Annotated in this window: 19 protein-coding genes, 1 tRNA gene and 1 other annotated feature; of the genes, 4 read left to right on the top strand and 16 right to left on the bottom strand. The window is 45.7% G+C overall.

The window, feature by feature from the left end; translation table 11 throughout:
• Nucleotides 1–361: 361 nt before the first annotated feature.
• The 3 genes from dacB to ACXN9U_RS05285 all read right to left on the bottom strand — a co-directional run bounded on the left by dacB (nt 362) and on the right by ACXN9U_RS05285 (nt 4,329).
• Nucleotides 362–1,837, bottom strand: a complete 1,476-nt coding sequence (gene dacB / locus ACXN9U_RS05295; RefSeq protein ID WP_060962638.1) for a D-alanyl-D-alanine carboxypeptidase/D-alanyl-D-alanine endopeptidase — start codon at nt 1,835–1,837, stop codon at nt 362–364.
• A 19-nt stretch (nt 1,838–1,856) separates the two neighbouring features.
• The gene (locus ACXN9U_RS05290) at nt 1,857–2,825 is read right to left on the bottom strand and encodes an aldose 1-epimerase (RefSeq protein ID WP_489202256.1); all 969 of its coding nucleotides are present in this window, start codon (nt 2,823–2,825) and stop codon (nt 1,857–1,859) included.
• Nucleotides 2,826–2,940: 115 nt separating this feature from the next.
• Nucleotides 2,941–4,329: an MATE family efflux transporter gene (locus tag ACXN9U_RS05285; protein ID WP_489202255.1), complete on the bottom strand. Its 1,389-nt coding sequence runs from the start codon at nt 4,327–4,329 to the stop codon at nt 2,941–2,943.
• A 228-nt stretch (nt 4,330–4,557) separates the two neighbouring features.
• Here ACXN9U_RS05285 and ACXN9U_RS05280 point away from each other — a divergent pair, with 228 nt between their 5' ends.
• Nucleotides 4,558–5,100, top strand: a complete 543-nt coding sequence (locus ACXN9U_RS05280) for a DL-endopeptidase inhibitor IseA (protein WP_060962636.1) — start codon at nt 4,558–4,560, stop codon at nt 5,098–5,100.
• A gap of 301 nt (nt 5,101–5,401) precedes the next feature.
• Here the strand turns inward: ACXN9U_RS05280 and ACXN9U_RS05275 are convergent.
• The 3 genes from ACXN9U_RS05275 to ACXN9U_RS05265 all read right to left on the bottom strand — a co-directional run bounded on the left by ACXN9U_RS05275 (nt 5,402) and on the right by ACXN9U_RS05265 (nt 6,609).
• Nucleotides 5,402–5,474, bottom strand: a tRNA-Arg gene (locus ACXN9U_RS05275).
• A gap of 42 nt (nt 5,475–5,516) precedes the next feature.
• Nucleotides 5,517–6,062 carry a site-specific integrase gene (locus tag ACXN9U_RS05270; RefSeq protein WP_045926205.1) on the bottom strand — a complete coding sequence of 182 codons (546 nt, stop codon included), beginning with the start codon at nt 6,060–6,062 and terminating at the stop codon, nt 5,517–5,519.
• A 316-nt stretch (nt 6,063–6,378) separates the two neighbouring features.
• A complete protein-coding gene (locus ACXN9U_RS05265) occupies nt 6,379–6,609 on the bottom strand; it encodes an excisionase family DNA-binding protein (RefSeq protein WP_058906086.1) in 231 nt (76 codons plus the stop codon).
• A gap of 243 nt (nt 6,610–6,852) precedes the next feature.
• Between ACXN9U_RS05265 and ggt the strand changes: the two genes are divergently transcribed.
• Nucleotides 6,853–8,628, top strand: coding sequence for a gamma-glutamyltransferase (gene ggt / locus ACXN9U_RS05260; RefSeq protein ID WP_489202254.1), 1,776 nt, complete (start codon nt 6,853–6,855; stop codon nt 8,626–8,628).
• A 47-nt stretch (nt 8,629–8,675) separates the two neighbouring features.
• Here the strand turns inward: ggt and ACXN9U_RS05255 are convergent, their stop codons facing one another.
• From ACXN9U_RS05255 to ACXN9U_RS05240, 4 genes are all read right to left on the bottom strand, one after another.
• The gene (locus ACXN9U_RS05255) at nt 8,676–9,851 is read right to left on the bottom strand and encodes an MFS transporter (protein ID WP_489202253.1); all 1,176 of its coding nucleotides are present in this window, start codon (nt 9,849–9,851) and stop codon (nt 8,676–8,678) included.
• A gap of 139 nt (nt 9,852–9,990) precedes the next feature.
• Nucleotides 9,991–10,293: an ArsR/SmtB family transcription factor gene (locus tag ACXN9U_RS05250; protein WP_007407355.1), complete on the bottom strand. Its 303-nt coding sequence runs from the start codon at nt 10,291–10,293 to the stop codon at nt 9,991–9,993.
• 31 nt (nt 10,294–10,324) lie between these two features.
• Nucleotides 10,325–12,253, bottom strand: a complete 1,929-nt coding sequence (gene thrS, locus ACXN9U_RS05245) for a threonine--tRNA ligase (RefSeq protein ID WP_489202252.1) — start codon at nt 12,251–12,253, stop codon at nt 10,325–10,327.
• 51 nt (nt 12,254–12,304) lie between these two features.
• Nucleotides 12,305–12,529: a binding site (T-box leader), on the bottom strand.
• A 363-nt stretch (nt 12,530–12,892) separates the two neighbouring features.
• On the bottom strand, nt 12,893–13,759 hold the full coding sequence (locus ACXN9U_RS05240) for a LysR family transcriptional regulator (protein ID WP_060962632.1): 867 nt from the start codon (nt 13,757–13,759) through the stop codon (nt 12,893–12,895).
• A gap of 118 nt (nt 13,760–13,877) precedes the next feature.
• Between ACXN9U_RS05240 and ACXN9U_RS05235 the strand changes: the two genes are divergently transcribed.
• The gene (locus ACXN9U_RS05235; RefSeq protein WP_060962631.1) at nt 13,878–14,858 is read left to right on the top strand and encodes a zinc-binding dehydrogenase; all 981 of its coding nucleotides are present in this window, start codon (nt 13,878–13,880) and stop codon (nt 14,856–14,858) included.
• A gap of 432 nt (nt 14,859–15,290) precedes the next feature.
• Here ACXN9U_RS05235 and gltD read toward each other — a convergent pair whose 3' ends face one another.
• Nucleotides 15,291–16,772: a glutamate synthase small subunit gene (gene gltD, locus ACXN9U_RS05230; protein WP_060962629.1), complete on the bottom strand. Its 1,482-nt coding sequence runs from the start codon at nt 16,770–16,772 to the stop codon at nt 15,291–15,293.
• A gap of 16 nt (nt 16,773–16,788) precedes the next feature.
• Complete coding sequence (gene gltB, locus ACXN9U_RS05225) at nt 16,789–21,348, bottom strand: glutamate synthase large subunit (RefSeq protein WP_060962628.1); 4,560 nt, start codon at nt 21,346–21,348, stop codon at nt 16,789–16,791.
• 145 nt (nt 21,349–21,493) lie between these two features.
• Here gltB and gltC point away from each other — a divergent pair, with 145 nt between their 5' ends.
• Entirely contained in the window at nt 21,494–22,396 is a 903-nt protein-coding gene (gene gltC / locus ACXN9U_RS05220) for a glutamate biosynthesis transcriptional regulator GltC (RefSeq protein WP_016936565.1), read from the top strand.
• 58 nt (nt 22,397–22,454) lie between these two features.
• Here gltC and proB read toward each other — a convergent pair whose 3' ends face one another.
• The 4 genes from proB to ACXN9U_RS05200 all read right to left on the bottom strand — a co-directional run bounded on the left by proB (nt 22,455) and on the right by ACXN9U_RS05200 (nt 25,987).
• Entirely contained in the window at nt 22,455–23,573 is a 1,119-nt protein-coding gene (gene proB / locus ACXN9U_RS05215) for a glutamate 5-kinase (protein WP_060962627.1), read from the bottom strand.
• Nucleotides 23,574–23,594: 21 nt separating this feature from the next.
• Nucleotides 23,595–24,443, bottom strand: coding sequence for a pyrroline-5-carboxylate reductase (gene proC, locus ACXN9U_RS05210; protein WP_082761589.1), 849 nt, complete (start codon nt 24,441–24,443; stop codon nt 23,595–23,597).
• A 175-nt stretch (nt 24,444–24,618) separates the two neighbouring features.
• On the bottom strand, nt 24,619–24,987 hold the full coding sequence (gene rtp, locus ACXN9U_RS05205) for a replication termination protein (protein WP_016936568.1): 369 nt from the start codon (nt 24,985–24,987) through the stop codon (nt 24,619–24,621).
• A gap of 283 nt (nt 24,988–25,270) precedes the next feature.
• Nucleotides 25,271–25,987: a 3-ketoacyl-ACP reductase gene (locus ACXN9U_RS05200; protein ID WP_060962625.1), complete on the bottom strand. Its 717-nt coding sequence runs from the start codon at nt 25,985–25,987 to the stop codon at nt 25,271–25,273.
• Nucleotides 25,988–26,090: the final 103 nt, after the last annotated feature.

Here is a 26,090-nt window from a genome sequence, read left to right as displayed (position 1 = left end):
ATCACAATAAAAAATTAAATTTTCTCTAACATTTTTTAGAATATAGTATATTATACTTACTTAGATTCTTCATTTCTATAATTTTTATACCATGTAAAACGGTATGTATGCACAGTACAAACTGGTTCTTAAACACTATAATAAGGAATAAAATGTATAATAAATCGCGTCTTTAAAAAGATTTTGCCTCCCGGAAAGAAGTTTTTATAATAAAAATGAAAAATCGGTAACACTTAAGAAAAGAAAGTGTCAAAAAAGGCGGAATATTGAAGATATTACTTTTTGAAGAGATTGTTTCATAATAGCAATATAATATTCGTTTTCCATCAAAAAAAGCCGGATCCTATAAGGATCGGCTTTTTTATTGATTTGCCAGCACGACTGCGATTTTGTCTTCAATGTCTTTTCCGTCATCTTCGTCAAGCAATCCGTTTTGAAGCACGGAAAAAATAAGCGTATCCCCTGTTTTTGTTTCCGCATAGCCGGCGATTGAACTGACTGATGTTAGTGACCCGGTTTTCGCTTTAATTTTGCCTTCTGCAGGAGTATTCTTCAGCCGATTCCGAAGGGTGCCTCCCGTCATTCTGTCACTTGCACCGGCGACAGGGAGCGAACGAAGGAAAGCCGGGTACCACTTTTCTTTCTGAACGGCATACAAAAGCTCTCCGATTTGGCCGGCGGATACGCCGTTAATATGAGAAACGCCGGAACCGTCTCTGGCAATCAATTCATCCGGATTCAGCCCGAACGATTTAAGCTCCGATTTCATCACGTCCAAACCCTTTTCCCAACTGCCCTCGCCTTTTTTCACTTTCCCCATTTCCTTGATCAGAATTTCGGCGTGCCCGTTGTTGCTCAGTTTCATAAACGGGATCAATAATTCCGAAAGAGGCATGGATGTCCGTGATGTGACTGGCTGGGTGTGATGCGGCATGCGCCCGGTTTTGACCTTCCCTTTTACAGTGATCCCCTGTTTAGTAAGCGCTTGTTTCCATAAATCTAAAGCATAGGACGACGGATCCCACACTGCCGCCCATTCTCTTGCCTTTGCCGCGCCCGCCGGCATGGTTCCCTTTACCGTAATCACATTGCCCCCATGCTCCCGTTCAACCGTCAAATCTTTCTTTTCATCAGAAGCGACGGTTTTCACTTCATTTTTCACACGTACGACGTCCGTATGGGGAGAAATCGTAATATGCGCCTTTTTACCAGGCTGTTTCGCCGGGCTGATTTCCGCAATCACCGTTCCGGTATCATAATCCTCATTCGGTGAAGCGGTAAGAGCTGATACTTGCGCGCCATAATATTGGCCTTCATCGCTCCACGGCAGATCAACTGAATACCTGGTATCGTCATATCGTGAATCATCCCCGACCAGATCTCCTTGAATGACACGGATGCCTCTGGCTTTGACTTGTTTAGCCATCTTCTCAAAATCAGAAGCCAATAGGGTCGGATCGCCACTTCCTTTGAGATAAAGGTTTCCGCGCAGCTGTTTTCCTTTCACGGCGCCGTCTGCCCGTACTTCTGTTTTAAAGGTGTAATCTTCACCAAGAACGGAAAGCGCCGCAGATGCCGTCAGCAGCTTCATCAGTGATGCAGGCCTCAATCTCATATCTTCCCGGCTGCCAAACAGCACCTCCCCTGTTTTTGCCGATCGGACACTGACGCCTGCCGCGGCGCCCTTTAAGGCAGGTTCTTCATTCAGAATGTGTTCCAGCTCTTTTTGCAACGCATTTTTTTGTTCGGCCGCTTTGGCGGAATCATCAATATAAGGAACGGCGGCTATGACCAAAAGGAGAAACACCGCGGCCAAGCGTTTGACATATGTTTTCAATGTTATCCCCGCCTCTTTCTTATTCTTCGTCATGCAAAATGGTGATCCGGGATGACGCAGCCGCTTCTTCGCCCGGTTTCAGTATCTGAAGCCCCGTCAGTGATGCAGGCTGATTCAGATTAAATGCATCTGTAACGGAGGTATAAGGCTCAAGACTGACAAACCCCTGCTTTCCGTCACCGTTATATACCACCCAATGCTTGAAAGACGTGTCTGCCTGATACAAAACGGATAGCTGGTCATCAGGGTGATAAATAACAGCTTCGTTATTGCCGCCATTCCGCCCGGAAGAAAGAAAAACATCGTCAAACTGCTTATTTTTCAAAGACATCCCGTTACGGAACGCTTCTTTATCAGGCACATCCAATAAACGGCCCGTCGGCACGAAACGTTCATTTAATTCCCACATGCGGTCAGCCGTCAGAAAAAGACGTGATCGCTCTTCGTTGAAAACAAAAGTTGAATGATAGCCCAGCCCCCAAGGAAAAGCCTCCGTTCCCTTATTGATAATCAGCGCCCGCTGCGTAAACACATTGTTTTTTAATGTATAAGTCATCCGAACAATGACATCGTGCGGAAATTGTTTATGGACACGGGGAATTTCTGTAAGATCAATTTCTGTTTCGACTGTCAGTTCATCCGCCTCTTCTTTCGCCGCCGCCAATTTCCAATGCTGGTTGTGAAGAAAGCCGTGAATATGATTATGTTTATCCTCTTCGTTTATGTCAAATTGATACGTGCGGCCGTCAAAACGAAACGTCCCGTCCGTAATCCGGTTCGGCGGGAATAAAACGGGAATACCGTACAGCATCGGTTTTTCGCGAAATTGTTCCGCGGTTTCCGGTTCTCTCAGAATCTGCATACCGGTTCTTTTATCCCGGATCGAAATGACATGTGAGCCCCATTCCGGCACAATGATGCATTCAGCCTGTTCAGTTTCCGCTTTTACGGCCGAAGCCCCTAAATAAGTCGTATGTTCAATCGTCATAAGCACCTGCCCTTTCCTTGTTTTCTAGCATGTATAGGAATTCCATTTTCTAAACTCATTTTCCTTCTCTGAAAAAAACATCGCCCGTATGAACTGAGCGATGTGCGGTAAAACCTTATTGAATCAGCCGGGTAATCTGTTTTTTCTTCCATACAAACCGGTAATACCCGTACTGCAGCAGCAGGCTGATGACAAAAGCCGCCGGATAACCGACCCAAATGCCGAGAATGCCGAGTTTCGTGTAATGAGATAGTATAAAGGCGACAGGCACTTCAATTCCCCAAATCGCAAAAATGCTGATAACAGTCGGCCATAATACCGTACCGCTCGCCCGCATTGTCGCTGAAACGATCTGAGCGTGACCGAAAATCAGATAGCTCCAAAGTGTAATCATAATAAGGTGGCGGGCAATATGAAGCGTGTCCTGATCGGTTAAAAACAAAGCCAGTATCTGCCGGGAGAAGGTGTAAATCAGCACAATCAAAACCCCGCCGATCAAATAATTCAGGCCGATGCCGACTTTGATGACCTGCTTCAGCCGGCCGAATTGATTGGCTCCTATGGATTGGGCGGCAAAAATTGAAACGGCGATACCGAGGCTTACCGCCGGCATCTGCACATAACTCGCCACTTGGTTAACGACCCCGTAAGCAGCCGTCGCGTTTGATCCATAATGATTCACAAAAGAGATGACCGCGATTTCAGAAAGTGATACGAGAATCATATTGATGCTTGACGGAATACCGAGCCGCAGTAGAAGCGCGAGCAGCTTTTTGTCCATTTTAAGAGAGCGGAACGCAGTCCGGTCAAATGCAAGCGGGTGCTTCTTTTTCCGCAAATAAACCATTAGCACGATAAATGTCACGATGTTTGAAATGACCGTTGCATACGCTGATCCGTAAATGCCGAACTTCGGAAGCCCGAAAAGTCCGAGAATCAATAAAGGCAAAAGCCCGATGTTAATGACCGTACTGACGATTAACGTATAAAACGGGGTCTTTGAATCTCCCGTTCCGCGTAAAAATGTTGTATAAGCAAAATATAAAAACATCAGCGGCATCGCGCAAAACAAAATGCGCGCATATCGGACACTTACATCTATTACGTTTTCCGGCGTTCCCATCAGCCGCAAAATATCAAGCGTAAACACACTGCCGACAACTGCCAGAACAATTCCGAGCATAAAGGTAAACGTCAGCGTAGTGCCGACAATCGCCTTCATTCTCTCTTCGTTTTTCGCACCGTAAGCCTGCCCGATCAGAATGGAACTTCCTGAACCGATTCCGATTGTAAAGGAAATCAGCAGGAAAAACAGCGGAAAAAAAGACGACACGGCGGCAAGCGCATCGACTCCGAGCCACCTTCCGACAAACACCATTCCGACCAATTGGCCGACAGATTGCAATACGTTGCTTAATAGCAGCGGGACTAAAAATAATGACATAGACCGCCAGACAGACTGGCCGGGGCCTTCCGCTGTCTCCAGATTATCTTGTATCTCCATATGTAGGACTCCTTTTTTGATTTTCTTCCATTTTATTATTCAGCAGACAGCTTGTAAAAACCTTTTGTTCAATGAAACTCTTTATCTTTTTCTTCCGTCTTACATGGAAATAAATCATAAAAATAAAAAGCGCGGAAAATATTTCTGAAAAGGTATTGTAATCTTACCGTAATTATTGTAACATTTGTAACATAAGAGAAAGAGATTCGTTGAAGGAGAGATTAAATCATGAAAAAATGGCTATTATTCCTTACGACTATTACATTAATTCTATCACTGGGCACTGCGGCGACTGCCAAAAATACGCCTAATGACCTTACGCAAAAACAAGCACTTCAGCTGGCTCTGTCAGCAAGAGAACATTTTTGGAACACCATGAGCGGAGGAACGCTTAAGTCAAAAGCAAACTGTACATCCGAGCAGTTCGAATATCAAAATCTTCAATATGTATTCATGTGCAAAGAACTCGGAACAAAAGCGAAAGCCGTAAAATATCTGACACCCGCTTTTACAAAGCAGGCGATTGATAAAGGGCTTAAAGAGTACCGCTTCACTGTAAAAGACGGCAAATTGGCTGTTCCGGTCGGCGACGGAGATAACCTCCTGAATTGGAAAAAAGCAAAAATGACCCTTCTTTCTAAAAAAGGAAGCGTCCAAACGTACCGCTTCACTGTACCGACTCTTGACGGTTCTCCGTCAGCAAAACGCGACGTTACATTCGTAAAAGAAAACAATGTTTGGAAAGTCAATCAATTTGATGCTGTTATATAAAGAAAAGCCCGCTTTCAGCGGGCTTTTTTGAATGATGCAATGGCGTAATTATAACCGAAAGGCTTTTCATGTCACGAAATATAAAAGACTCCGTGAAGAAGATACACGAAACACCCTTGATCTGTTAGAAAAAAAGCCTAACGTGAAAACATCTGTTTAGAAATGTGCAAAATTTGTGCAAAAAAAATAAAATCACAGCGTTTTTCAGCGGGTTCTTACACAAATAAAAAACTTACAAAAACGACAAAAACCCTTGTTATACAAGGGTTTTTGTCGTTTGGCAGACGCGATTAAAATAAAACGCTCTAGGAGAGATTCGAACTCCCGACCTGCAGTTTAGGAAACTGCTGCACTATCCGCTGTGCTACTAGAGCCTGCTTATATTATAGTAACGCTGGCGGCCGTTTTTTTCAAGCCTACAGCCCGCCGAACACTTTATAAGCGGCTCGCGTCGTATCCTCATCTATTCCGATATAACGCATCGTAATAGACGGAGAAGAATGATTTAATATCCGCTGGAGTTCGGCAATATCTTTCGTCCTCTGATAAAAATGATACCCGAACGTCTTTCTCAGCGTATGCGTCCCGATCTCCTCCAATCCGCACGCAGCAGCTGCTTCTTTTAATATTCTGTATGCCTGAATCCGCGAAATGGGCTTATTCGTCCGTTTCGATTTAAACAAATAGTCATTCTCTTTCATGTCTTTTGTATATGCGTATATGTCGGCCTTTAGAGATTCCAATATCAGAATTTTTCTTTTCTTTCTCGTTTTGCTCTCAGTCGCCCATACATGGTCTTTGTTTCTGACATCCTTCACGCGAAGCGGCAGAACATCAGAAATCCGCAGTGCGCTGTTCATGCCGAAAATAAATAAAAAATAATCACGTTCACTTTTCTTCATTAAATACTGTTTGACTTCCTGGATCTTTTCCAAACTTCGAATCGGCTGTACGATATGCATCAAAAAACCCCTTATAATTGGTTAAAGTAACATATTGAGCATTATGTTACTATTATAGCTGAAACCCATTGAATGATAAAGGATAAAGCCTCTTATGTAACATAATATACATAGTGTTACATAAGGAGAATGAGACACCATTTTTCAAAAAGATCCCTAAAAACATCGTTTATATCCCCGTGACGGGATTTTGGGACATCAGAGCCTCTTAGTATTCAAAAAAGAAAACACCGCCCTTAAAACGGAATCTGAGCGTCCGGTTTTTTTGTGAACAGCCGAAGAAATGCAAAAAAAAGACACAATATGAAATTGTGTCCTAATCTTCGTCTTTTACATCAATGTCTTCAGGGAGCGGTTCATTTAAAAACTCCTGTATCATTTCTTTATATTTTTCCAGCTGTTCAAGGTGGGTTTGAAATTGTTCTTTGTTGATTAAATATTGCTGCCCGTCATGGATCGCTCTTATTTTATTCGTCAAAACAAGATTGTGTACATATTCTTCAGGAAGACTGGTAAACTCCGCTGTCTCTTTAATGGTTAAATACATGGCTCACGTTCCTTTCATATGTCATGTGAGTGAATTCTGTTTTGTTTATTGTAGCTTATTTTTTGCCTTAATGCTTGTTTCACAGCTTTTTCTGTCCGGTTTCCCATTTATCCCATTTGCGACTGATTACATTCACACAGAAACCCCGTCTTTTTGCACACCGGACTATTCCGTTTGTCACTTGTGAAAACAGCACATTTTACTTACTCTATAATTGTAAGCGGAAAACAAAGGAGGCAGACTATGAAAAAGAAAAAGTTTATGAATCTCTGTTTTATCGTTCTGCTCAGTACTTTGCTCGCAGCCGGAAGCATCCCTTATCACGCTCAGGCTAAGAAACACCCGTTTTCCTATGATGACTACAAACAGGTAGACGTCGGCAAAGACGGCATGGTCGCCACCGCCCATCCTCTCGCTTCACAAATCGGTGCCGACGTGCTGAAAAAAGGCGGCAATGCAATTGACGCCGCGGTTGCCATTCAATTTGCATTAAACGTAACCGAACCGATGATGTCGGGAATCGGCGGCGGCGGATTTATGATGGTTTATGATGCGAAGACGAAAGACACCACCATTATCGACAGCCGGGAACGCGCACCGGAAGGCGCAGCACCGGATATGTTCCTGGACGAAAACGGCAAAGCCATTCCTTTCTCTGAGCGGGTTACGAAAGGGACTGCAGTCGGTGTTCCGGGAACATTAAAAGGACTTGAAAAAGCGCTCGACAAATGGGGCACCCGCTCCATGAAACAACTCATCACCCCTTCCATTAAACTTGCCTCAAAAGGCTTTCCGATTGATTCGGTTTTAGCTGACGCCATCTCAGATTATAAAGACAAATTATCACACACTGCTGCAAAAGACGTGTTTCTTCCAAACGGAGAACCTCTGAAAGAAGGAGACACACTCGTCCAAAAAGACTTAGCCAAAACATTTACAGCTATTAAGTACAAAGGCACAAAAGCGTTCTATGACGGAGCATTCTCCAAAAAGCTCGCGGAAACAGTGCAGGAATTCGGCGGCTCAATGACAGAAAAAGATATTAAAAACTTCAATGTGACGATTGACGAACCGATCTGGGGAGATTACCAGGGCTACCATATCGCAACTGCTCCTCCTCCAAGCTCCGGCGGTGTTTTCCTGTTGCAAATGCTGAACCTTCTGGATGATTTTAAGCTTTCCCAATATGATATCCGTTCTTGGCAAAAATATCAGCTTCTCGCAGAAACAATGCATTTGGCTTATGCTGACCGTGCCGCATTTGCCGGGGATCCAGAATTCGTCAACGTCCCTCTCAAAGGTCTCTTGAATCCAGATTATATCAATGCCCGCAGACAGCTGATAGATATGAATAAAGTGAATAAAAAACCGAAAGCCGGCGACCCTTGGGCTTATCAGGAAGGCTCTGCAAACTACAAACAAGTCGAACAGCCGACTGATAAACAAGAGGGTCAAACGACTCACTTCACGGTAACCGATCGCTTCGGCAATGTTGTATCTTATACGACAACGATTGAACAGCTGTTCGGTTCCGGCATTATGGTTCCCGGATATGGCGTTGTTTTGAACAATGAATTAACAGACTTCGACGCGGTGCCGGGCGGCGCAAATGAAGTGCAGCCGAATAAACGTCCGCTCAGCAGCATGACTCCGACCATTTTATTTAAAAATAACGAACCCGTCCTGACTGTGGGCTCCCCCGGCGGAGCAACGATTATTTCTTCCGTTCTGCAAACGATCCTGAACAAAGTCGAGTACGGTATGGATCTGAAAGCGGCGGTCGAAGAGCCGAGAATTTACACAAACAGCATGACGTCCTATCGTTATGAAAAAGGAGTGCCGGAAGAAGCCCGCGCAAAACTGAACGAAATGGGGCATAAATTCGGCAGCAGTCCGGTTGATATCGGAAACGTGCAAAGCATCCTGATCGATCGTGAAAACGGCACCTTCACCGGCGTTGCCGACTCCAGCCGAAATGGAGCTGCAATCGGCGTAAACTTGAAGAAATGTGAAAAATAACAAGACAAAAAGCCTCATTTCTCAAACTGAGAAACGAGGCTTTTTGTTTATTCGGCACTGTATTCAGATGAGGTTTTTTCAGACATTAACAACATAAGTGAAAGCACGCCGCACATCGCAATGACAACACCGCCTGCACCAATCCATGTCACTGACGCAAGAGACAGATGAGTGACAACAATGCCCCCGATACCTGCCCCGGCCGCCATAGCCAGCTGCATCATAGACTGGTTGAGGCCAAGTAATACACCTGATGATTCCGGCTCCATCGTTGCCAAATGATATTGCTGAGCCGGCCCGGATGACCAGGCGGAAAAGGACCAAAATATAAGCACTGCCGCCGCTCCGGCAGCAGAATGTGTAACAAAGGGCAATAACATGAGCATGATAGCGTGAAGCGCCATTCCGCCGGTTAATGTGACACGCGCCCCCCATTTGTCTGCGCTGAAACCGCCCGCTTTAGAGCCGGCAAGACTTGCAACCCCGAAAATAAGCAGCAATGTGCTCAGCATTCCACTACTGATATGAGTAACGTTCAGTAAAAACGGCGAAAGGTACGTATACGCAACCGAATAGCCTCCAAGCCAAAAAAACGTGATGGCCAAGCCGACAGCCACTTTGCGTTTCTTCAAAAAAGAGAGCTGCTGAATGAGCGGCACGGGTTTATCTCCTTTTATCTCAGGCAGCGCGAAACGTATAATCAGCATGGCAATGATTCCGAGTGCCGCAATACCGGCGAAAACCATCTTCCAGCCGAAAGCTTCAGACACGGTTCTTCCGATCGGCACACCGATAATGAGCGCCGCCGTAAATCCCATAATGACTGTCGCAAGAGAGCTTGCCTGCTTTCCCGGAGGAGCGATTTTTGCTGCGATCGTAAGCGCGGTTACCACCACGGTTCCCGCTCCAAGCGCCATGATCACCCGCGCTCCCGCAAATAAGCCGAATCCCTGCACAAGGAAAGAAATGATATTTCCGATAACAAACAGCCCCAGAGCATAGATCACAAGCTTCCTTCTGTCCAGCCTTGCTGTCAGAACCATCACGACGGGCGTTCCGATTGCATAAACGAGTGAAAAAATTGTAATCTGCTGCCCTGCGGCTGCCACAGTGACGCCCAAAGAACCTGCAATTTTATCAAGCACCCCGGATATCACATATTCAGAGGTCCCAACTAAAAAGCTGATAATCGCTAAAATGTAAACCTTCCATGTATTTTGCATCTGATACACTCCTTCATTGATGATTTATATAAAGATATATTGTGATATATCGATATAAAAGATTAAAACAGAAACAAATCGCAATATGTCGATATGTAATCAGAAAAAGAAACTGAATCCCTCTTCAAAGGATTCAGCCCTACATTTCGCGCTGAAAATAATCGGCCATCGCCTTTATCGCTTCTTCATCTCTTTTATAATAGGTATATTTGCCGATCCGTTTCGTTTGGATAAGGCCCGCCCGCTGAAGGATGGAAAGATATTGAGACGCCGTTGACTGTGTCATCTGAAGCTTATCGGTGATCTGACTCACACATACTCCGATTTCATTCATATCAATGCCATCATGCGGGGCGAAGTGACGGTCCGGCTCTTTCAGCCATTGTAAAATCTCAAGCCGGGACTCATTAGATAACGCTTTAAAAACATCAATAGGTTTCATACATTTTATTATATCGTGATTTTACGATATGTCAATGTCGATTTACTTGAATCTCTTGTTTTGTTTCATTTATGATCCGGGAAACAAAATCACTCACACTCTCTTCAAATGTGTTTTCCCGTCCGTATTGTCTTACCTGTACAGATTGATGGCGGCACTCATGATCACCCACAACAGCAATATACGGTATTTTTTTCATTTGTGCTTCTCTGATTTTATACCCGAGTTTTTCATCCCGCTGATCAAGCTCAGCCCTGATACCCGCGTTCTTCAGCTGCCGGTGCGCCTGTTCTGCGCAGTCCCGGTGTGCGGTATTGGATACCGAGATGATTTTTGCCTGTACCGGAGCAAGCCATAAAGGGAACGCTCCCCCGAAATGTTCAGTAATGATTCCGAAAAATCTGTCAAGAGATCCGAATACCGCCCGGTGAATAACTACAGGACGGACTTTTTGATTTTTTTCATCAATATATGTTAAATCAAATTTCTCCGGCATTTGAAAATCGAGCTGGACAGTAGCGCATTGATGGCTTCGATTCAGCGCATCTTTTATATGAATATCAATTTTCGGGCCGTAAAATGCGCCATCCCCCCGATTAAACCGAAAATGATATCCCTGTTCTTTTAATACTTTCTCTAATGCGCTCTCAGCTCGGTTCCACAAATGTTCGCTTCCCATGTAATTGTCCGGTCTTGTTGACAGCTCAATATCATAGGAAAAACTGAATGCGGTGTACACCTCGTGAATCAGCTGAAGCGCTGAAGTGATTTCGCTCTCGATCTGATCAGGCGTTACAAAAATATGCGCATCATCCTGGCAAAAGGACCTGACGCGAAGCAGGCCATTGAGCGCCCCGCTGAATTCGTGACGGTGCACCTGGCCGAATTCAGCCATCCGAATCGGAAGATCGCGATAAGAACGAAGCTTTTCTTTAAAAATGAGCATGTGGCCGGGACAGTTCATCGGCTTTAACGCGAAGCGCTGATGCTCGGCTTCTGAGAAATACATATTCTCTTTATAATGATCCCAATGGCCTGATTGCTCCCAAAGACGCTGGTTCATCATCATAGGTGTGCGCACTTCCTGATAATGATAGGCATCCTGCTTTGAACGCAGAAATGATTCAAGCGTATTTCGGATGAACTGACCGTTCGGCAGATAAAAAGGCATACCCGGCGCTTCTTCTGAAAACATAAAAAGCTGTAATTCCGCTCCCAATTTTCGATGATTTCTCTTCTCCGCCTGTTTTATCAGCTGAAAATGCCTGTTCAGCTCCTTTTTTGAAGAAAATGCCTTCCCATAAATGCGCTGCAGCATTTTTTGATTGCTGTCGCCCCGCCAATAAGCCCCTGACACATGAGTGAGCGAAAAAGCTTTTATCTGACCGGCAGACGCCAAGTGCGGCCCCCGGCATAAATCAATGAAGTCGCCCTGACGGTAGATACTGATTGTATCATGATGCGGAATATCGGCTAAAAGCTCGAGCTTCAGCGGCTCGTGAGCAAACAGATGCTCTGCCTCTTCTCTGGAGATTTCTTCTCTAATGATTTCCGGATTTTCAGAAATGATTCGGTTCATCTCTTTTTCAATGACGGCCAATTCTCTTTCTGTAATCGTTTCATTCATGTCAAAATCATAATAAAAGCCATTTTCAATAACGGGACCGGTCCCTAAACAGACCTTCGGATACAGACGTTTTACCGCTTGCGCCAATACATGCGCTGCTGTGTGTCTCATCACTCCCAGCCCCTCTTCAGACTGAAAACTGCATAGTTCAATTTCAGCGTCTTCATGAATGCTTCTTCTAAGGTCATATAACGATCCGTTTACCTTGCCGGCGGCTGACGCCTTTTTCAAACCCGGACTGATTGATTGGGCAATCTCTTCTAACGTAACACCTTTCTGGTATTCTTTTTGTTTCCCGTCAGGAAAAGTAATGACAATGTGCGGTTTCTTCACGGTCTGATCTCTCCTTTATTTTTAAGAAAATAAAAACACACTCATCCCAAAAGAAGGGACGAGTGTGTGTCAGACCCGCGGTTCCACCCAAATTCCCGCCACTTTAAGCGGCGGCTCATTGTTGCCGTAACGCGGCTGTACGGTATCGGCTGCTTTCGTTCACCGATACAGCTCAAAAGGCGGTAAGCCCATTCTTCGTGCCGGGAAGGTCTCAGCCTTGCCCCCCCTCTCTGTATGGCCGGTTCGAATGACTCATGTCCTTATCATTGCCATTTTTCTTATATCAACATAAAAACACACTCATCCCAAAAGAAGGGACGAGTGTGTGTCAGACCCGCGGTTCCACCCAAATTCCCGCCACTTCAAGCGGCGGCTCATTGTTGCCGTAACGCGGCTGTACGGTATCGGCTGCTTTCGTTCACCGATACAGCTCAAAAGGCGGTAAGCCCATTCTTCGTGCCGGGAAGGTCTCAGCCTTGCCTCCCCTCTCTGTATGGCCGGTTAAAATGACTCATGTCCTTATCATTGCAGATTCTTTATCCGAAAAAACTTTCTTTTATTATACATAAATTTCCGTGAAAAGAAAGTTTTTTTAAAAAAATCGGTAAAAAATTCGGCATATTCAGCTGTCCTGTTACGTCATCTTCCATTCGGTAACGCTTTTAATCCATTCAGCAGTTCTTCAAACGCCGATGTCAAAAATAAATCACGCCGGTAGATGAATGATATATTCATATCCCGAAAACGTTCAGGGAGCTGATGATGAAAAAGATTTTCCCGGTTTTGAAAATAACGGGCGGCTGACGCAGGCAAAAAGGAAACACCCAGCCCTGCCTGCACCGCTCCAATAATGGCTTCCAGCGTTCCGAATTCAATGATTTTATGTTCAGGCACTGCCTCTTCTTTCAATATGTTTTTTATTTTTCGGCGGTGCGAACAGCCGGCGGCAAAAAACAGAATCGGCTCTCGCAGCAGGCTTTGCAAGCTGCCTTCCCGCACATTTGAAACCACGATCAATTCTTCTTGGAATACGGCGGATTGTTTAAGGTCTTCGTGTTCAACCGGCCCATAAACAAAAGCCCCGTCCAGCTCATACTGCAGGACGCGCTGCACTAAGGTATGTGTATCACCGGTCGACAGTGACAGCTGTACTTTCGGATATCGTCTGCAATACTCCGTGAAAAATTGAGGGAGATGGACGGCTGCCGCCGTTTCTAAAGAACCGATGCGGAGCGGGCCGTTCGGATGTCCTGCCTCTTGCGCATTTTTTTGCGCCTCATATAGCAGCTGCAGAATTCTGTCTGCATCTTTCAATAAGCTTTCACCTGCTGGCGTCAGCGTCATTCCCCGATTCGTCCGGTAAAACAGCTGTGTTTGCAATTGCCGTTCCAGCTGCTGAATCCGGTTTGTTACATTTGATTGAACATAATGCAGACTTTCGGCCGCCTTTGAAATACTGCCTTTGCGGGCGACAGCCTGAAAAATCTTTAAGTCTCCGCTTTCCATGTAAGGACACCTTCTTGCTATGATTTTTATTGATAGCCGGCTATCAATTTTCCTTCATTTACTGCAGCTGTTACAGCCTGTAAAATTTTTCTCATCAACCATAAAGGAGAGAAAAATAATGGATGCCATTATCATACACGAAAATAGCTTTCATTTCAGGCAGATACCTGACAAACATCCGGGGAACGGAGAAGTCAAAATAAAGCTGAAAACAGCCGGATTAAACCATCGCGATTTATTTTTGATGAAAAACCACGAAACCGGAAACCGTGAATTTATTCTCGGTTCAGACGGCGCGGGAATCGTAACTGAAATAGGACACGGCGTCCGTTCTCATTTACTGCATGCGGAAGTCATCATCAACCCGGTGCTGAATTGGAAGACTGTTGAGGATGTACCAGCCGTCCCTGATATTTTAGGCGGTCCAAGCGACGGAACTTTTTCACCTTATGTCATCGTTCCTGCGGAAAATGCCATTGTAAAACCCGATCATCTGACATGGGAGGAAGCGGGCGTGCTGCCGTTATCAGCATTAACCGCTTATCGCGCCTTATTTACAAAAGGACAATTGAAAAAGGGCGAACACCTTATCCTTCCGGGCATCGGGAGCGGCGTGGCAACATACGCCTTACGAATGGCAAAAGCAATCGGAGCGACAGTCAGCGTCACCTCCCGCAGCGAAAACAAAAAACAAACCGCACTGTCATACGGTGCAGACCGGGCAATTGACAGTTACGGCGACTGGAATGAAGCGCTGAATGGCCAAAAAGCAGATATCATACTTGACGGTGTCGGTCCCGCTTTATATCAGCACTACCTTGACATTATGAAACCGAATGGCCGGATCGTAACATTCGGTGCCAGTTCAGGTGATCAGCTCGGATTTCCTATTCGCTCGCTGTTTTTTCCGCAGATTCATATTCTCGGTACATCAATGGGAAGCAATGAGGAATTCGCGCAAATGCTGGAATTGATAAAACGCTGCGGCATCCGCCCCATTATCGACCGTATGTACCCTCTAAGAGAAGCAGCTGATGCCATTAAGAGGTTGCAGGAAGGACGGCAGTTCGGCAATATCGGCTTTCATATAGATGTCTAAAAAGAGGAGCGGACCCTTCCGTTCTCTTTTTTGTTTATGAGCCTTCCGCTCTGACATACTCTTGATATGTTTCTATCAAAAAAAATAAAAAAGTGTTTCCCCCGGCTTTTAAAACTTTTCGATGATACAGCCACACGACGGCTAAAGTGCCCGTCAATAAAATGCACAGCAAATGTGTTGGTGACTTTAAACGGCGCCGTCCGAGCTTGCACAGCGCTTCCAGATAACTTTTGTCAGCACAATCCTTGAAGTAACGTTTTGCGGCAGCTATCAAAACAGGCCTTCTAAACTTTCACCGATTTGAAACTGATGAACGGAAGAACAAATCATACGGCGCTCTGTTTCAGAAAGCAGATCATGCTGACAGTTCAGTTCCATGACATATGAAAAAACCGGCTGAGCCCAGCCGGTTCTATAAATAATCCCCTTTATTTACGGTAAAACAGTGCTCCCCATTAAATAACTGTCGACTTCGCGCGCTGCTTCCCGGCCCTCATTAATCGCCCATACAATCAGGCTTTGGCCTCTTCTCGCATCCCCTGCGGCGAAAACACCGTCAACATTCGTTTTATAATCCCCATATGCCGCCTGAATTTTATGATTTGCCGAATCGACACCAAACTGCTTCAATAATGGCTGTTCAGTTCCTTCAAAACCGATGGCGATAAACACCAGCTGAGCAGGCCATACTTTTTCCGTTCCGGGCAGTTCATGAAATTCATACTTGCCGAATTCATTTCTGACTTTTTCCATTTGGATGGTATGGATCTCTTTTAAGCGGCCTTGTTTATCGGCCACCATTTTTGTCGTCTGAATTGAATATTCTCTCGGATCTTTGCCGAACTTTGCCTGCGCTTCTTCATAGGCGTATTCAATGGTGAAGACGTGCGGCTGTTCAGGCCACATATTGTCATTCGTGCGCGTCTGAGGAAGTTTAGGATGTTTCCCGAACTGATGCACGCTGCGCGCTTTTTGGCGCAGCGCGGTTGCCACGCAGTCAGCTCCTGTGTCTCCCCCGCCGATCACGATGACGTCTTTCCCTTTAGCGTCTATAAATTGTTTATCTTTGAAGTTGGAATCTAAATAGCTTTTCGTCGCCAGTGTTAAATAATCCATTGCGTAATGGACGCCTTTTGCTTCCCGGCCTTCAATCAGCAGATTGCGCTGCTTTTGGGCGCCTGTGCACAAAATGACGGCATCAAATTGTTCTTTGAGCTCATCAGCCGTTATGTCAACGCCGATTTCGGTATTTGTCACAAAATCTATACCTTCCTGCGTCAAAAGCTTAATACGGCGTTCGACGACATTTTTTTCAAGTTTCATGCTCGGAATGCCGTACATCAGCAGGCCGCCGGCTCTGTCAGCACGCTCATAGACCGTTACGGAATGACCGGCTTGGTTCAGCTGATCAGCGCTTGCCAGACCTGCCGGGCCTGAACCGACGACAGCGACTTTCTTACCTGTGCGTTTCGCTGGAATTCTCGGCTGAATCCATCCGTTCTCAAAACCTTTGTCAATGATCGTCCGCTCGATGTTTTTAATTGAAACAGCCGGATCTGAAATGGCCAGTGTACAAGATCCTTCACAGGGAGCGGGACAGACCCGCCCTGTGAATTCAGGAAAGTTGTTCGTTTTCAGAAGGCGCTCCAGTGCTTCTTTCCAGCGCCCCCGATAGACGAGGTCATTCCATTCCGGTATTAAATTATAAATCGGACATCCGGATGTAAAACCGTTAATATCAGCGCCGATTTGGCAAAACGGTGTGCCGCAATCCATACACCGCGCCCCCTGCCGCTTTGACGCTTCATCTGAAAATGGAGCCGAATACTCTTTCCAATCTTTTAAGCGAGTGAGAGGGTCCCGCTCAGCCGGTTTTTCTCTTTTTTCTTCCATGAATCCAGTTGGTTTCCCCATGTTCCTCTCCCCTTTCTTACTGCACTACCGCTTGTTTTTGATCTTTGGCCGGCGTTTTGTGAGCCTTTGTGTTGGCTTCAAAAGCATACATAATGGCGTCTTCTTCTGATAACCCCGCCGCTTTTTGTTCTTCGATGCTGAGGAGCATTTGTTTATAGTTTTTCGGAATGACTTTGATAAAGGTCTTTGCGGCGTCTTCCCAATGATCCAGGAGGTCTGCGGCTTTTTTGCTGTTTGTCAGCGCCGCATGCCGTTTGACCATTTCTTTCACTTCTTTGATCTCCGTTTCATCCGTCAGTTTTTCAAATGAAATCATTTCCGTGTTGCATTTGCGTTTAAATGCTTTGGCATCATCGCTCAGGACGTATGCGATACCGCCTGACATCCCCGCTCCGAAGTTTTTGCCGACTTCACCGAGGACGACAACCCTGCCGCCTGTCATGTATTCACAGCCGTGATCTCCGATACCTTCTACAACGACATTGACTCCGCTGTTGCGGACCGCAAAACGTTCACCGGCGCGCCCGTTAATGTACGCTTCCCCGCTTGTTGCTCCGTAAAAGGCGACGTTCCCGATAATAACGTTCTCATGCGTTTCGCAATTGAACACATCAGGCGCTTTCACGATGATTTTTCCGCCGGACAGCCCTTTTCCTACATAGTCATTTGAATCCCCGGTCAAATGAAGCGTCATCCCTTTAGGGACAAATGCGCCGAAACTCTGTCCTGCTGATCCGGTGAAATGAAGCCTGATCGTATCATCCGGCAGTCCTTCCGCTCCGTAGCGTTTGGAAATTTCACTTCCCGTCACGGTTCCGGCTACGCGATTTGTATTATTGATCTTGATTTCCGCTTCCGCTTCCTGACCGGCTTCAATTGCAGCCTGCACCGCCGGAAGAATTTCCGTCATATCAAGTGACTGGCTGATTTTATGATTTTGCGCAGTCCGGAAAGTGCGCACGCCTTCAGGCTGATACAGCAGCGTGGATAAATCAAGCTGTCCCGCTTTCCAATGCGCTTTTGCACGTTCGCTGACATGAAGAACGTCCGTACGGCCGATCATTTCATCCAGCGTTTTAAAACCTAACTGCGCCATATATTCACGCACTTCTTCCGCGACAAACAGCATGTAGTTTACGATATGATCAGGATCGCCCATAAACTTTTTGCGCAGCTCCGGATTTTGCGTCGCGACACCTACAGGACATGTATCTAAGTGGCAGGCGCGCATCATGACGCAGCCTAGAACGACGAGCGGCGCTGTGGCAAAGCCGAATTCTTCCGCGCCTAGCAAGGCGGCCATCACGACGTCGCGCCCTGTCATCAGCTTACCGTCCGTCTCCAATACCACGCGATCCCGTAAACCGTTCAGCATCAGCGTTTGGTGTGCTTCTGCAAGACCAAGCTCCCACGGAAGACCTGTATGTTTAATACTCGTTTTCGGTGAAGCACCCGTTCCGCCGTCGTACCCACTAATGACGATGACATCCGCCGTACCTTTTGCCACACCGGCCGCAATCGTGCCGACGCCGGCTTTTGACACGAGCTTGACGCTGATTCGCGCGTTTCGATTTGCATTTTTTAAATCATGGATCAGCTGAGCCAGATCTTCAATTGAATAAATGTCATGATGAGGAGGCGGTGAAATCAGCCCGACACCTGGTGTAGAACCGCGGACATCCGCGACCCAAGGATATACTTTGTTGCCCGGAAGCTGGCCGCCTTCTCCCGGCTTCGCCCCTTGCGCCATTTTGATCTGCAATTCATCCGCATTGACGAGATAATGGCTTTTTACGCCAAAACGGCCGGATGCGATCTGTTTAATTGCACTTCTTCTGTCGTCACCATTTTCATCCGGAATAAAACGTTTCGGGTCTTCGCCGCCTTCTCCGCTGTTGCTTTTTCCGCCGAGCCGGTTCATCGCTATTGCCAAAGCTTCATGCGCTTCCTTGCTTAATGAACCGAACGACATCGCCCCTGTTTTAAAACGTTTCACGATAGACGCAGCTGATTCGACTTCTTCTAATTTTAAAGGTTTGCGGTCTTCTTTGAAGGCGAACAGATTACGCAAAAATCCGATTCGTTCTTCATCCGCTGCATGAGAATATTGCTTAAACAGGCTGTAATCATTCTTACGGCACGCCCATTGCAGGGTATGGATGGTTTTCGGATTGAAAGCGTGGTGCTCTCCCCCGTTTCGCCATTGGAATTCACTACCCGGCTCAAGAGTTTGGCTGTAATCATCCTTGTAAGCCGCTTGATGACGCTGTTTCGCTTCTTGCGCAATCGTTTCGCTATCGATTCCGCCAAGCTGGGATGCAGTTCCCGTAAAGTATTTGGAGATGACGTCTTCACCGATGCCGACCGCTTCAAAAATTTGGGCGCCCCTGTAACTTTGCACAGTTGAAATTCCCATTTTTGACATCACTTTCACGACGCCTTCTGTCACGCTCTTTCCGTATTTGCTGACAGCTTCTTCATACGGAATATCAAGCCGTCCTTCATCGATTTCCTGCTTATACGTAGCATAAGTCAAATACGGATTGACAGCATCGGCCCCATATCCGATGAGAGCCGCAAAGTGATGAACTTCACGCGCTTCGCCTGATTCAACGATAATGCTTGCTTTAGTGCGCAGACCTTGACGGATCAAATGCTGATGCAGCGCACTGACGGCCAAAAGCGGCGGAATCGGCGTCAATTCTTTACTCATTGCCCTGTCAGATAAAATTAACAGAGATACGCCTTCCTTGATTGCTTTTTCCGCCTGCTGAAACAAATCTTTCAGGCCTTTTTCTAGGTCATCGGAAAACAGCGTGCGGATGTTCTGGCTCTTAATGTCAGGATGCACAAGTGTTTTCAGCGCATAAAACTGTTCGTTAGATAATACAGGAGTGTACAGTTTTATGCGGCGGGCATTTCTTTCACTCGGATGCAGCAGATCGCCTTCAGCTCCGAGCCATGTCACCGTGGAGGTCACCAGCTGCTCGCGGATCGCGTCAATCGGCGGGTTTGTGACTTGCGCAAACAGCTGTTTAAAATAATGAAACAGTGATTGGGCGCGATCGGATAAAACGGCGAGCGGCGAGTCATTTCCCATGGAGCCGAGCGGGTCTTTGCCTTCTTTAATAACAGGAATTAAATATTTCTGAATATCTTCATACGTATAGCCAAACGCTTTTTGCCGGACGAGAAGATCATCGAATTGTTCCTCTTCCCGGATTTCCGGATCAGGATTCACTTGAACCAATTCCTCTTCAAGCCATTTTTGATACGGGAATTCATTGGCGATTTCCGTTTTTACTTCTTCATCTGAAATAATCCGGCCTTCCCCTAAGTCAATGAGCAGCATTTTTCCGGGTTCCAGGCGTTTTTTATGAAGAATGTTTTCCTGTTCCACTTCAATAACGCCCACCTCAGATGAGAAAATAATATGGTCATCTTTTGTCACATAGTAACGTGCCGGACGCAGGCCGTTACGGTCAAGGATGGCGCCGATTTGTTTACCGTCTGTAAACGAAATGGCGGTCGGTCCGTCCCACGGCTCCATTAAAGAGCTGTGATATTCGTAAAAAGCCCGTTTCGCTTTAGACATGTGAGTGTTTTCGGTCCATGGTTCCGGGATCAGCATCATTGCCGTATGTGCCGGCTTCCGTCCCGCCATCACGAAAAATTCAAACGCATTATCAAGAATGGATGAGTCACTGCCCTCAGCATTTAAAATCGGCAGCACTTTATGAAGATCGTCTCCGAAGCTTTCTGAAACGAACTGCTGCTCTCTCGCCCGCATCCAATTGATATTGCCCCGGAGCGTATTGATTTCTCCGTTATGGATCAGATAGCGGTTCGGATGGGCACGTTCCCAAGTAGGAAAGGTATTTGTGCTGAACCGTGAATGTACGAGTGAAAATGCAGATACGAAGGTTTCATCCTGCAAATCCAAATAAAACGCGTCAACCTGCTCAGGCGTTAACAAACCTTTATAAACGATAGTCTGGCTTGACAGGCTTGCGAAGTAAAAATCAAGCTGTTCTTGAACGCCCCAATTTTCAGCCTGCTTCCGGATGACATACAGTTTGCGTTCAAAAGCAAGGCTGTCTTTCAAATCGTTTGCGGCACCGATAAATACTTGGCGCACGTACGGGCAAGTACTTTGTGCCACTGTTCCGATTTTTCCGACATTAACAGGGACGGTTCTCCAGCCGAGAACGGTCTGCCCTTCCTGCTCAATGAATGCATTCACCTGTTTTTCGATCTTTTTTCTTTCTTCTTCATTTTGCGAGAAAAAGACCATTCCTACCCCGTAACGGCCTTTTTCAGGCAGCTTCATTTCTCCGCACTCTTTCTTAAAAAAAGCATCAGGGATCTGAACCATCAGGCCGGCGCCGTCTCCCGTATTCGGGTCACTGCCCTGTCCTCCTCTGTGATCCAGCTGGCAAAGCATCTGCAGTCCTTTTTTGACAATGTCATGTGAAGGTTTCCCTTTTAAATGGGCATACAAGCCGATTCCGCATGCATCATGCTCAAATTCCGGACGGTAGAGACCTTGTGCTTTCGGCATTTGATTGTAAGTCATAATTCCTCTCCCCCGATCAGTTTCCGTTAATTATCGGTCATAAAATCTGACAACTTTAAATTAATTGTAAGTTTTCAAAACAATATAAACAATATATAATTTAGATCAAATACATCTCAAAATGAGATAGATAGGTGTGAACGCAATGGAATTACGCCAGCTTCGGTATTTTATGGAGGTAGCAGAACGGGAACATGTGTCAGAAGCGGCTGATCATCTGCATGTCGCCCAATCCGCCATCAGCAGGCAGATTGCAAATCTTGAAGAAGAGCTGAAGGTCACTTTATTTGAACGGGAAGGCAGAAATATTAAGTTAACGCCGATCGGCAAACAATTTTTAGAACATGTTAAAACAGCGATGAAAGCAATTGATTACGCGAAGGAACAAATCGATGAATATCTTGACCCTAATCGCGGAACCGTCAAAATAGGATTTCCGACGAGCCTTGCAAGTCAGCTTTTGCCGACAGTGATTTCAGCATTTAAAGAGGAGCACCCGAACGTTGAGTTTTTGCTCCGCCAAGGATCTTATAAATTTTTAATCGAAGCCGTAAGAAACAGGGACATAGATGCGGCGCTTCTCGGCCCCGTTCCGACGGAATTTCCCGACATAACAGGCAATATCTTATTCACAGAAAAGATTTACGCGCTTGTTCCGCTGCATCATCCGCTTGCCAAACAAAAAAATATCCATTTAATTGATCTGCGCGGCGACCAATTTGTTTTATTTCCTGAAGGATTTATTCTCCGCAATATGGCGATTGACGCTTGCAGACAGGCAGGCTTTGCGCCGCTTGTATCAACGGAGGGCGAGGATTTAGATGCCATTAAAGGATTAGTCTCCGCAGGGATGGGCGTTACTTTATTGCCTGAAAGCACCTTTGCGGAAACCACACCTCGGTTCACGGTCAAAATTCCGATTGAATTCCCTCAAGTGAAGCGCACCGTAGGCATTATTAAGCCAAAAGGCAGAGAACTGGCTCCGTCTGCGAATGATTTCTATCATTTTGTCATTCAATTTTTCTCCAAACTTGAACAATATCAATAAAAACAAACCCGAGCTTCAAAACGAAGCCTCGGGCTTTGCCATATTTTATTGACTTTTCTCAGCCGATCGGGATGGACAGTTCAACGTGGCAGACAAACGCTTCCGGATCAATGACTGATTGGCCGGTCTGTTTATGCGGCGTTTCTTTATATGTCTTCAGCTGAGCCGAGGAATAATTGACGATGCCGAGCCCAAGCTCTTCTCCCTGCTGATCAAGCAGTCTGACAACCGCCCCGCTGCTGAATCTGCCGTTAATCTGTTCGATATCCTGCGGTGAGAGCGCCACATTTCCGTTCGCTATATCGCGGCTGCTTTTCTTCTCCATCACAATCTCGCCTTCGGGGCCGGAATTAAATGCAAGCCATTGTTCTTTGTGGTTTAACGGGAGGGTTCCTTCCGCTTCAAAATAAGTTCCTTCAGCCGCCTCTTCTACCGCTTGAAGCAGAATGTCCGGGGTATTAGCCTGCCCGAGAAAGCCTTTAATACCGGAGGCCATCACAATTTTAAAAGCATCCAGCTTTGAACGCATTCCGCCGGTTCCCATCTCACTCCCGGCATCTCCCGCGCTTGCTTCTATTTCCGGGGTGATGTCACTTACATGTCTGATTCGTGCCGCTTCCGGGTTGCTGCGCGGATTATCATCATATAATCCGTCGATATCTGATAAAATCACAAGCATGTCAGCATCAATTAAGCCTGCGACCTTTGCCGCGAGTGTATCATTATCACCGAATTTCAGCCGATTGACTGTGACGGTGTCATTTTCATTAATAATCGGAATAATGCCTCGTTCCAAAAGGACGTTCATTGTATTGCGGACATTATGATAGCGGTATTCATCAGAAAAGTCGCTTCTTGTAATTAAAATTTGTGACGCGACATAACCGTGCGCTAAAAAAAGCTTTGAATAAGCTTCCATTAATAATCCCTGCCCGATGGAAGCAGAAGCCTGTTTTTCAGGGAGGCTTTCCGGTTTCTGAATAAAGCCGAGCTTCCGATAACCTGCCGCCACTGCGCCGGAAGATACTAAAATCACTTCATAACCGCTGTCTTTCAGCTGTGCGATTTGATCCACCAATGTCTCCAGTTTTCTTCTGCTGATTTCTCCGTGCAGGCTCGTCAGTGAGCTGCTGCCGATTTTCACCGCGACTCTTTTGATCTCCGTCCGAGACGTCACTGTATCACTCCTGTTTTTATTTTATAGTGCTGCTGTTTTTTCAATTGTTTTGCTGATCTCAATAGAACGTTCAGTCGCATGTTTAATGGCTTTGGCAATGGCTTCCCCGCCGCCTTCAGACCTGAGCGCATCAAGGCCGGCTGCAGTCGTGCCGTTTGGAGAGGTGATGTTTTCTCGAAGCACACCCGGTTTTTCCCCTGTCTCCATCAGCATTTTGGCTGCGCCTAATAATGTTTGCGCGCCGATTTTGCGGGACAGTTCTTTATCTAAGCCGGCTTCTTCACCTGCTTTTTCGATAAACTCCATTAAATAATAAAAGTATGCCGGCCCGCTGCCTGCGATGCCGGTGAAAATGTCCATCTGATCTTCCTTGATCACATATACTTCACCGAGACATTCCAGAAGGGATACCGCAGTTTGTGCTGAACTTTGAGAGACATGGTCTCCGAAAGCCGCAGCTGTTGCCGATTCGCCGATCATGCTGGATGTGTTCGGCATGACTCTTACAACCGGCTGATTCTCATGTAATGATTGTTGTATAAATGAGGTTGTTATGCCTGCCAAGACAGACAGGATGATTTGATGAGGTTGAATACGCCGTTTCAGCGTCTCCAGAGCGATTTCAGCATCCTTCGGTTTCATAGCTAAAATAAAGACATCAATGTCTTCGGTTTTCATGCTGTCAAAATCCGTGCCTTTAATTCCGTATTGATGTTCCAATTCAGCGAGTCGCTCTGTATTTCGGCGGTTTGTCACGCAGATGTTTTGATTGGGAATTTTTTTTGCGCGGACCATGCCTGATATCATTCCTTCAGCCATTGATCCTGCTCCTATAAAAGCAACTTTCTTTTGATCTAAGATCGGTAACATCTCCCTTGTTCGTATTTTGTTCGCATTTTCACACGTTTTTTATGTTATCATGTCAGGAGTCAATGTCAAGTTTGAAGGTTTTATTGATATGTATTGTTCCGAGCCTGTTATTATGTATAATGAATCACAGAACACACCGCCTGAGCCCGGGCGGCGGGGTGTGTTCCGGACAGATTTAAAAATTATCGGAAAGGGCTTTTTCTATCAGCTTTTTGCAGCGGTCAAGCTCTGTCTTAAGCTGTTTTTTGTAAAGCTTCGCAGCTTCATAGTCTTTAAATTGATAGAGAACGACTTCCTGGAGTTTGGCTCCTTCTTTTTTGACCTTTACCTGTTTTAAGATCCCGTCATCCAAGAGTTCGTGGAGTGAACGGTATACCTCAGTATGATTCGGCTTGAAACCGATGGGTTTAAATTCGGAGCGCAGCACCTCGAGAAGCTTCAGTCCGTAAAGCCGTTCCTGCTCTGTCATTGTAATCATGTAAAGCTTTAAAAAAGCCCTTTGTTTCACTAAAAAACCGGTTGAACTTCTTTTTTCTTCTTTCAATATGTGCACACCCTTTCCTCTAACAAATTATTCCATGTACTAAATATTCTCTTTATATTCCGTTTTCCCTTTCATTGTGCGAACAGTTTAATTTGTATTGATTTGTTTTTTTGAACGGCGGAAAAAATATATTTGAACATTTGGTACATAGTTTATTTAGTTTAAATTATAACTGATATCGGTTTCTTTTTCATTCCTTTTTTCGCACAAATCCTTTATATCTGCTCATTCGGTTTTAAGGAAACAAAAAAAGACCTGTCTAAAAAGACAGATCCCGTTTTTTTTAAGGATTGGTTGACCATAAACCGGCAGTTTTGACGAAAATGCGCGGATGTAATTTCAATTGAGCAACCATATATTCTGCAAGATCCTCAGGCTGCATGACTTTTTCCGGATTGCCGTCTGTCAGATTTAATTCAATTGACATATCGCTGGCAACCGTGCTCGGAGTCATTGCGCTGACACGGATATTGTGTTTTCTCACTTCCTGCATGAGAGATTCAGTCAGACCGAGAACGGCAAATTTCGAAGCGCTGTACGCACTTGTCGCCGCGGCGCCTCTTTGGCCAGCCGTAGAGGAAATATTAATGATATCTCCTGATTTTCTCTCGATCATTTCAGGAAGAATGGCGCGTGTCACATGGTATACACCCATTACATTAACTTGAATGATGTCTTCCCACTCTTCTGGCGTAAGATCTAAAAATCCGCCGAATTTGCTGATTCCGGCATTGTTAATAAGGATGTCAATCTCACCGAGATCTTCTTTAATAGAAGCGACGGCTTGTTCGACCTCTTTTTGACTTTTCACATCGGCAGCAGCGAATGATGTCTTTACACCAAGGGCTTCCACTTCTTCTGCAACCTTTTTAACATTTGCTTCAGTGCGGCCGATTAAACCGATATTGACTCCTTCTTTCGCTAAAGCAATAGCGGCGGCGCGGCCGATTCCTCTGCCCGCACCCGTAATAAGAGCCGTTTTGTTCTGTATGCTTTCCATGTCTTTCACCCTTTCTGAATGTCCTTAAGTACGATTTCACATTATAAGCAGAAAAAAAACAATTAGCAAATAAAACGATTCAACAGACTCCATAAAGGGTATC

The sequence above is a fragment of the Bacillus sp. BACIII genome, from assembly GCF_057836745.1.
Note: the sequence above shows the minus strand (reverse complement) of the source record. Positions and strands in the feature narration are given on the sequence as shown.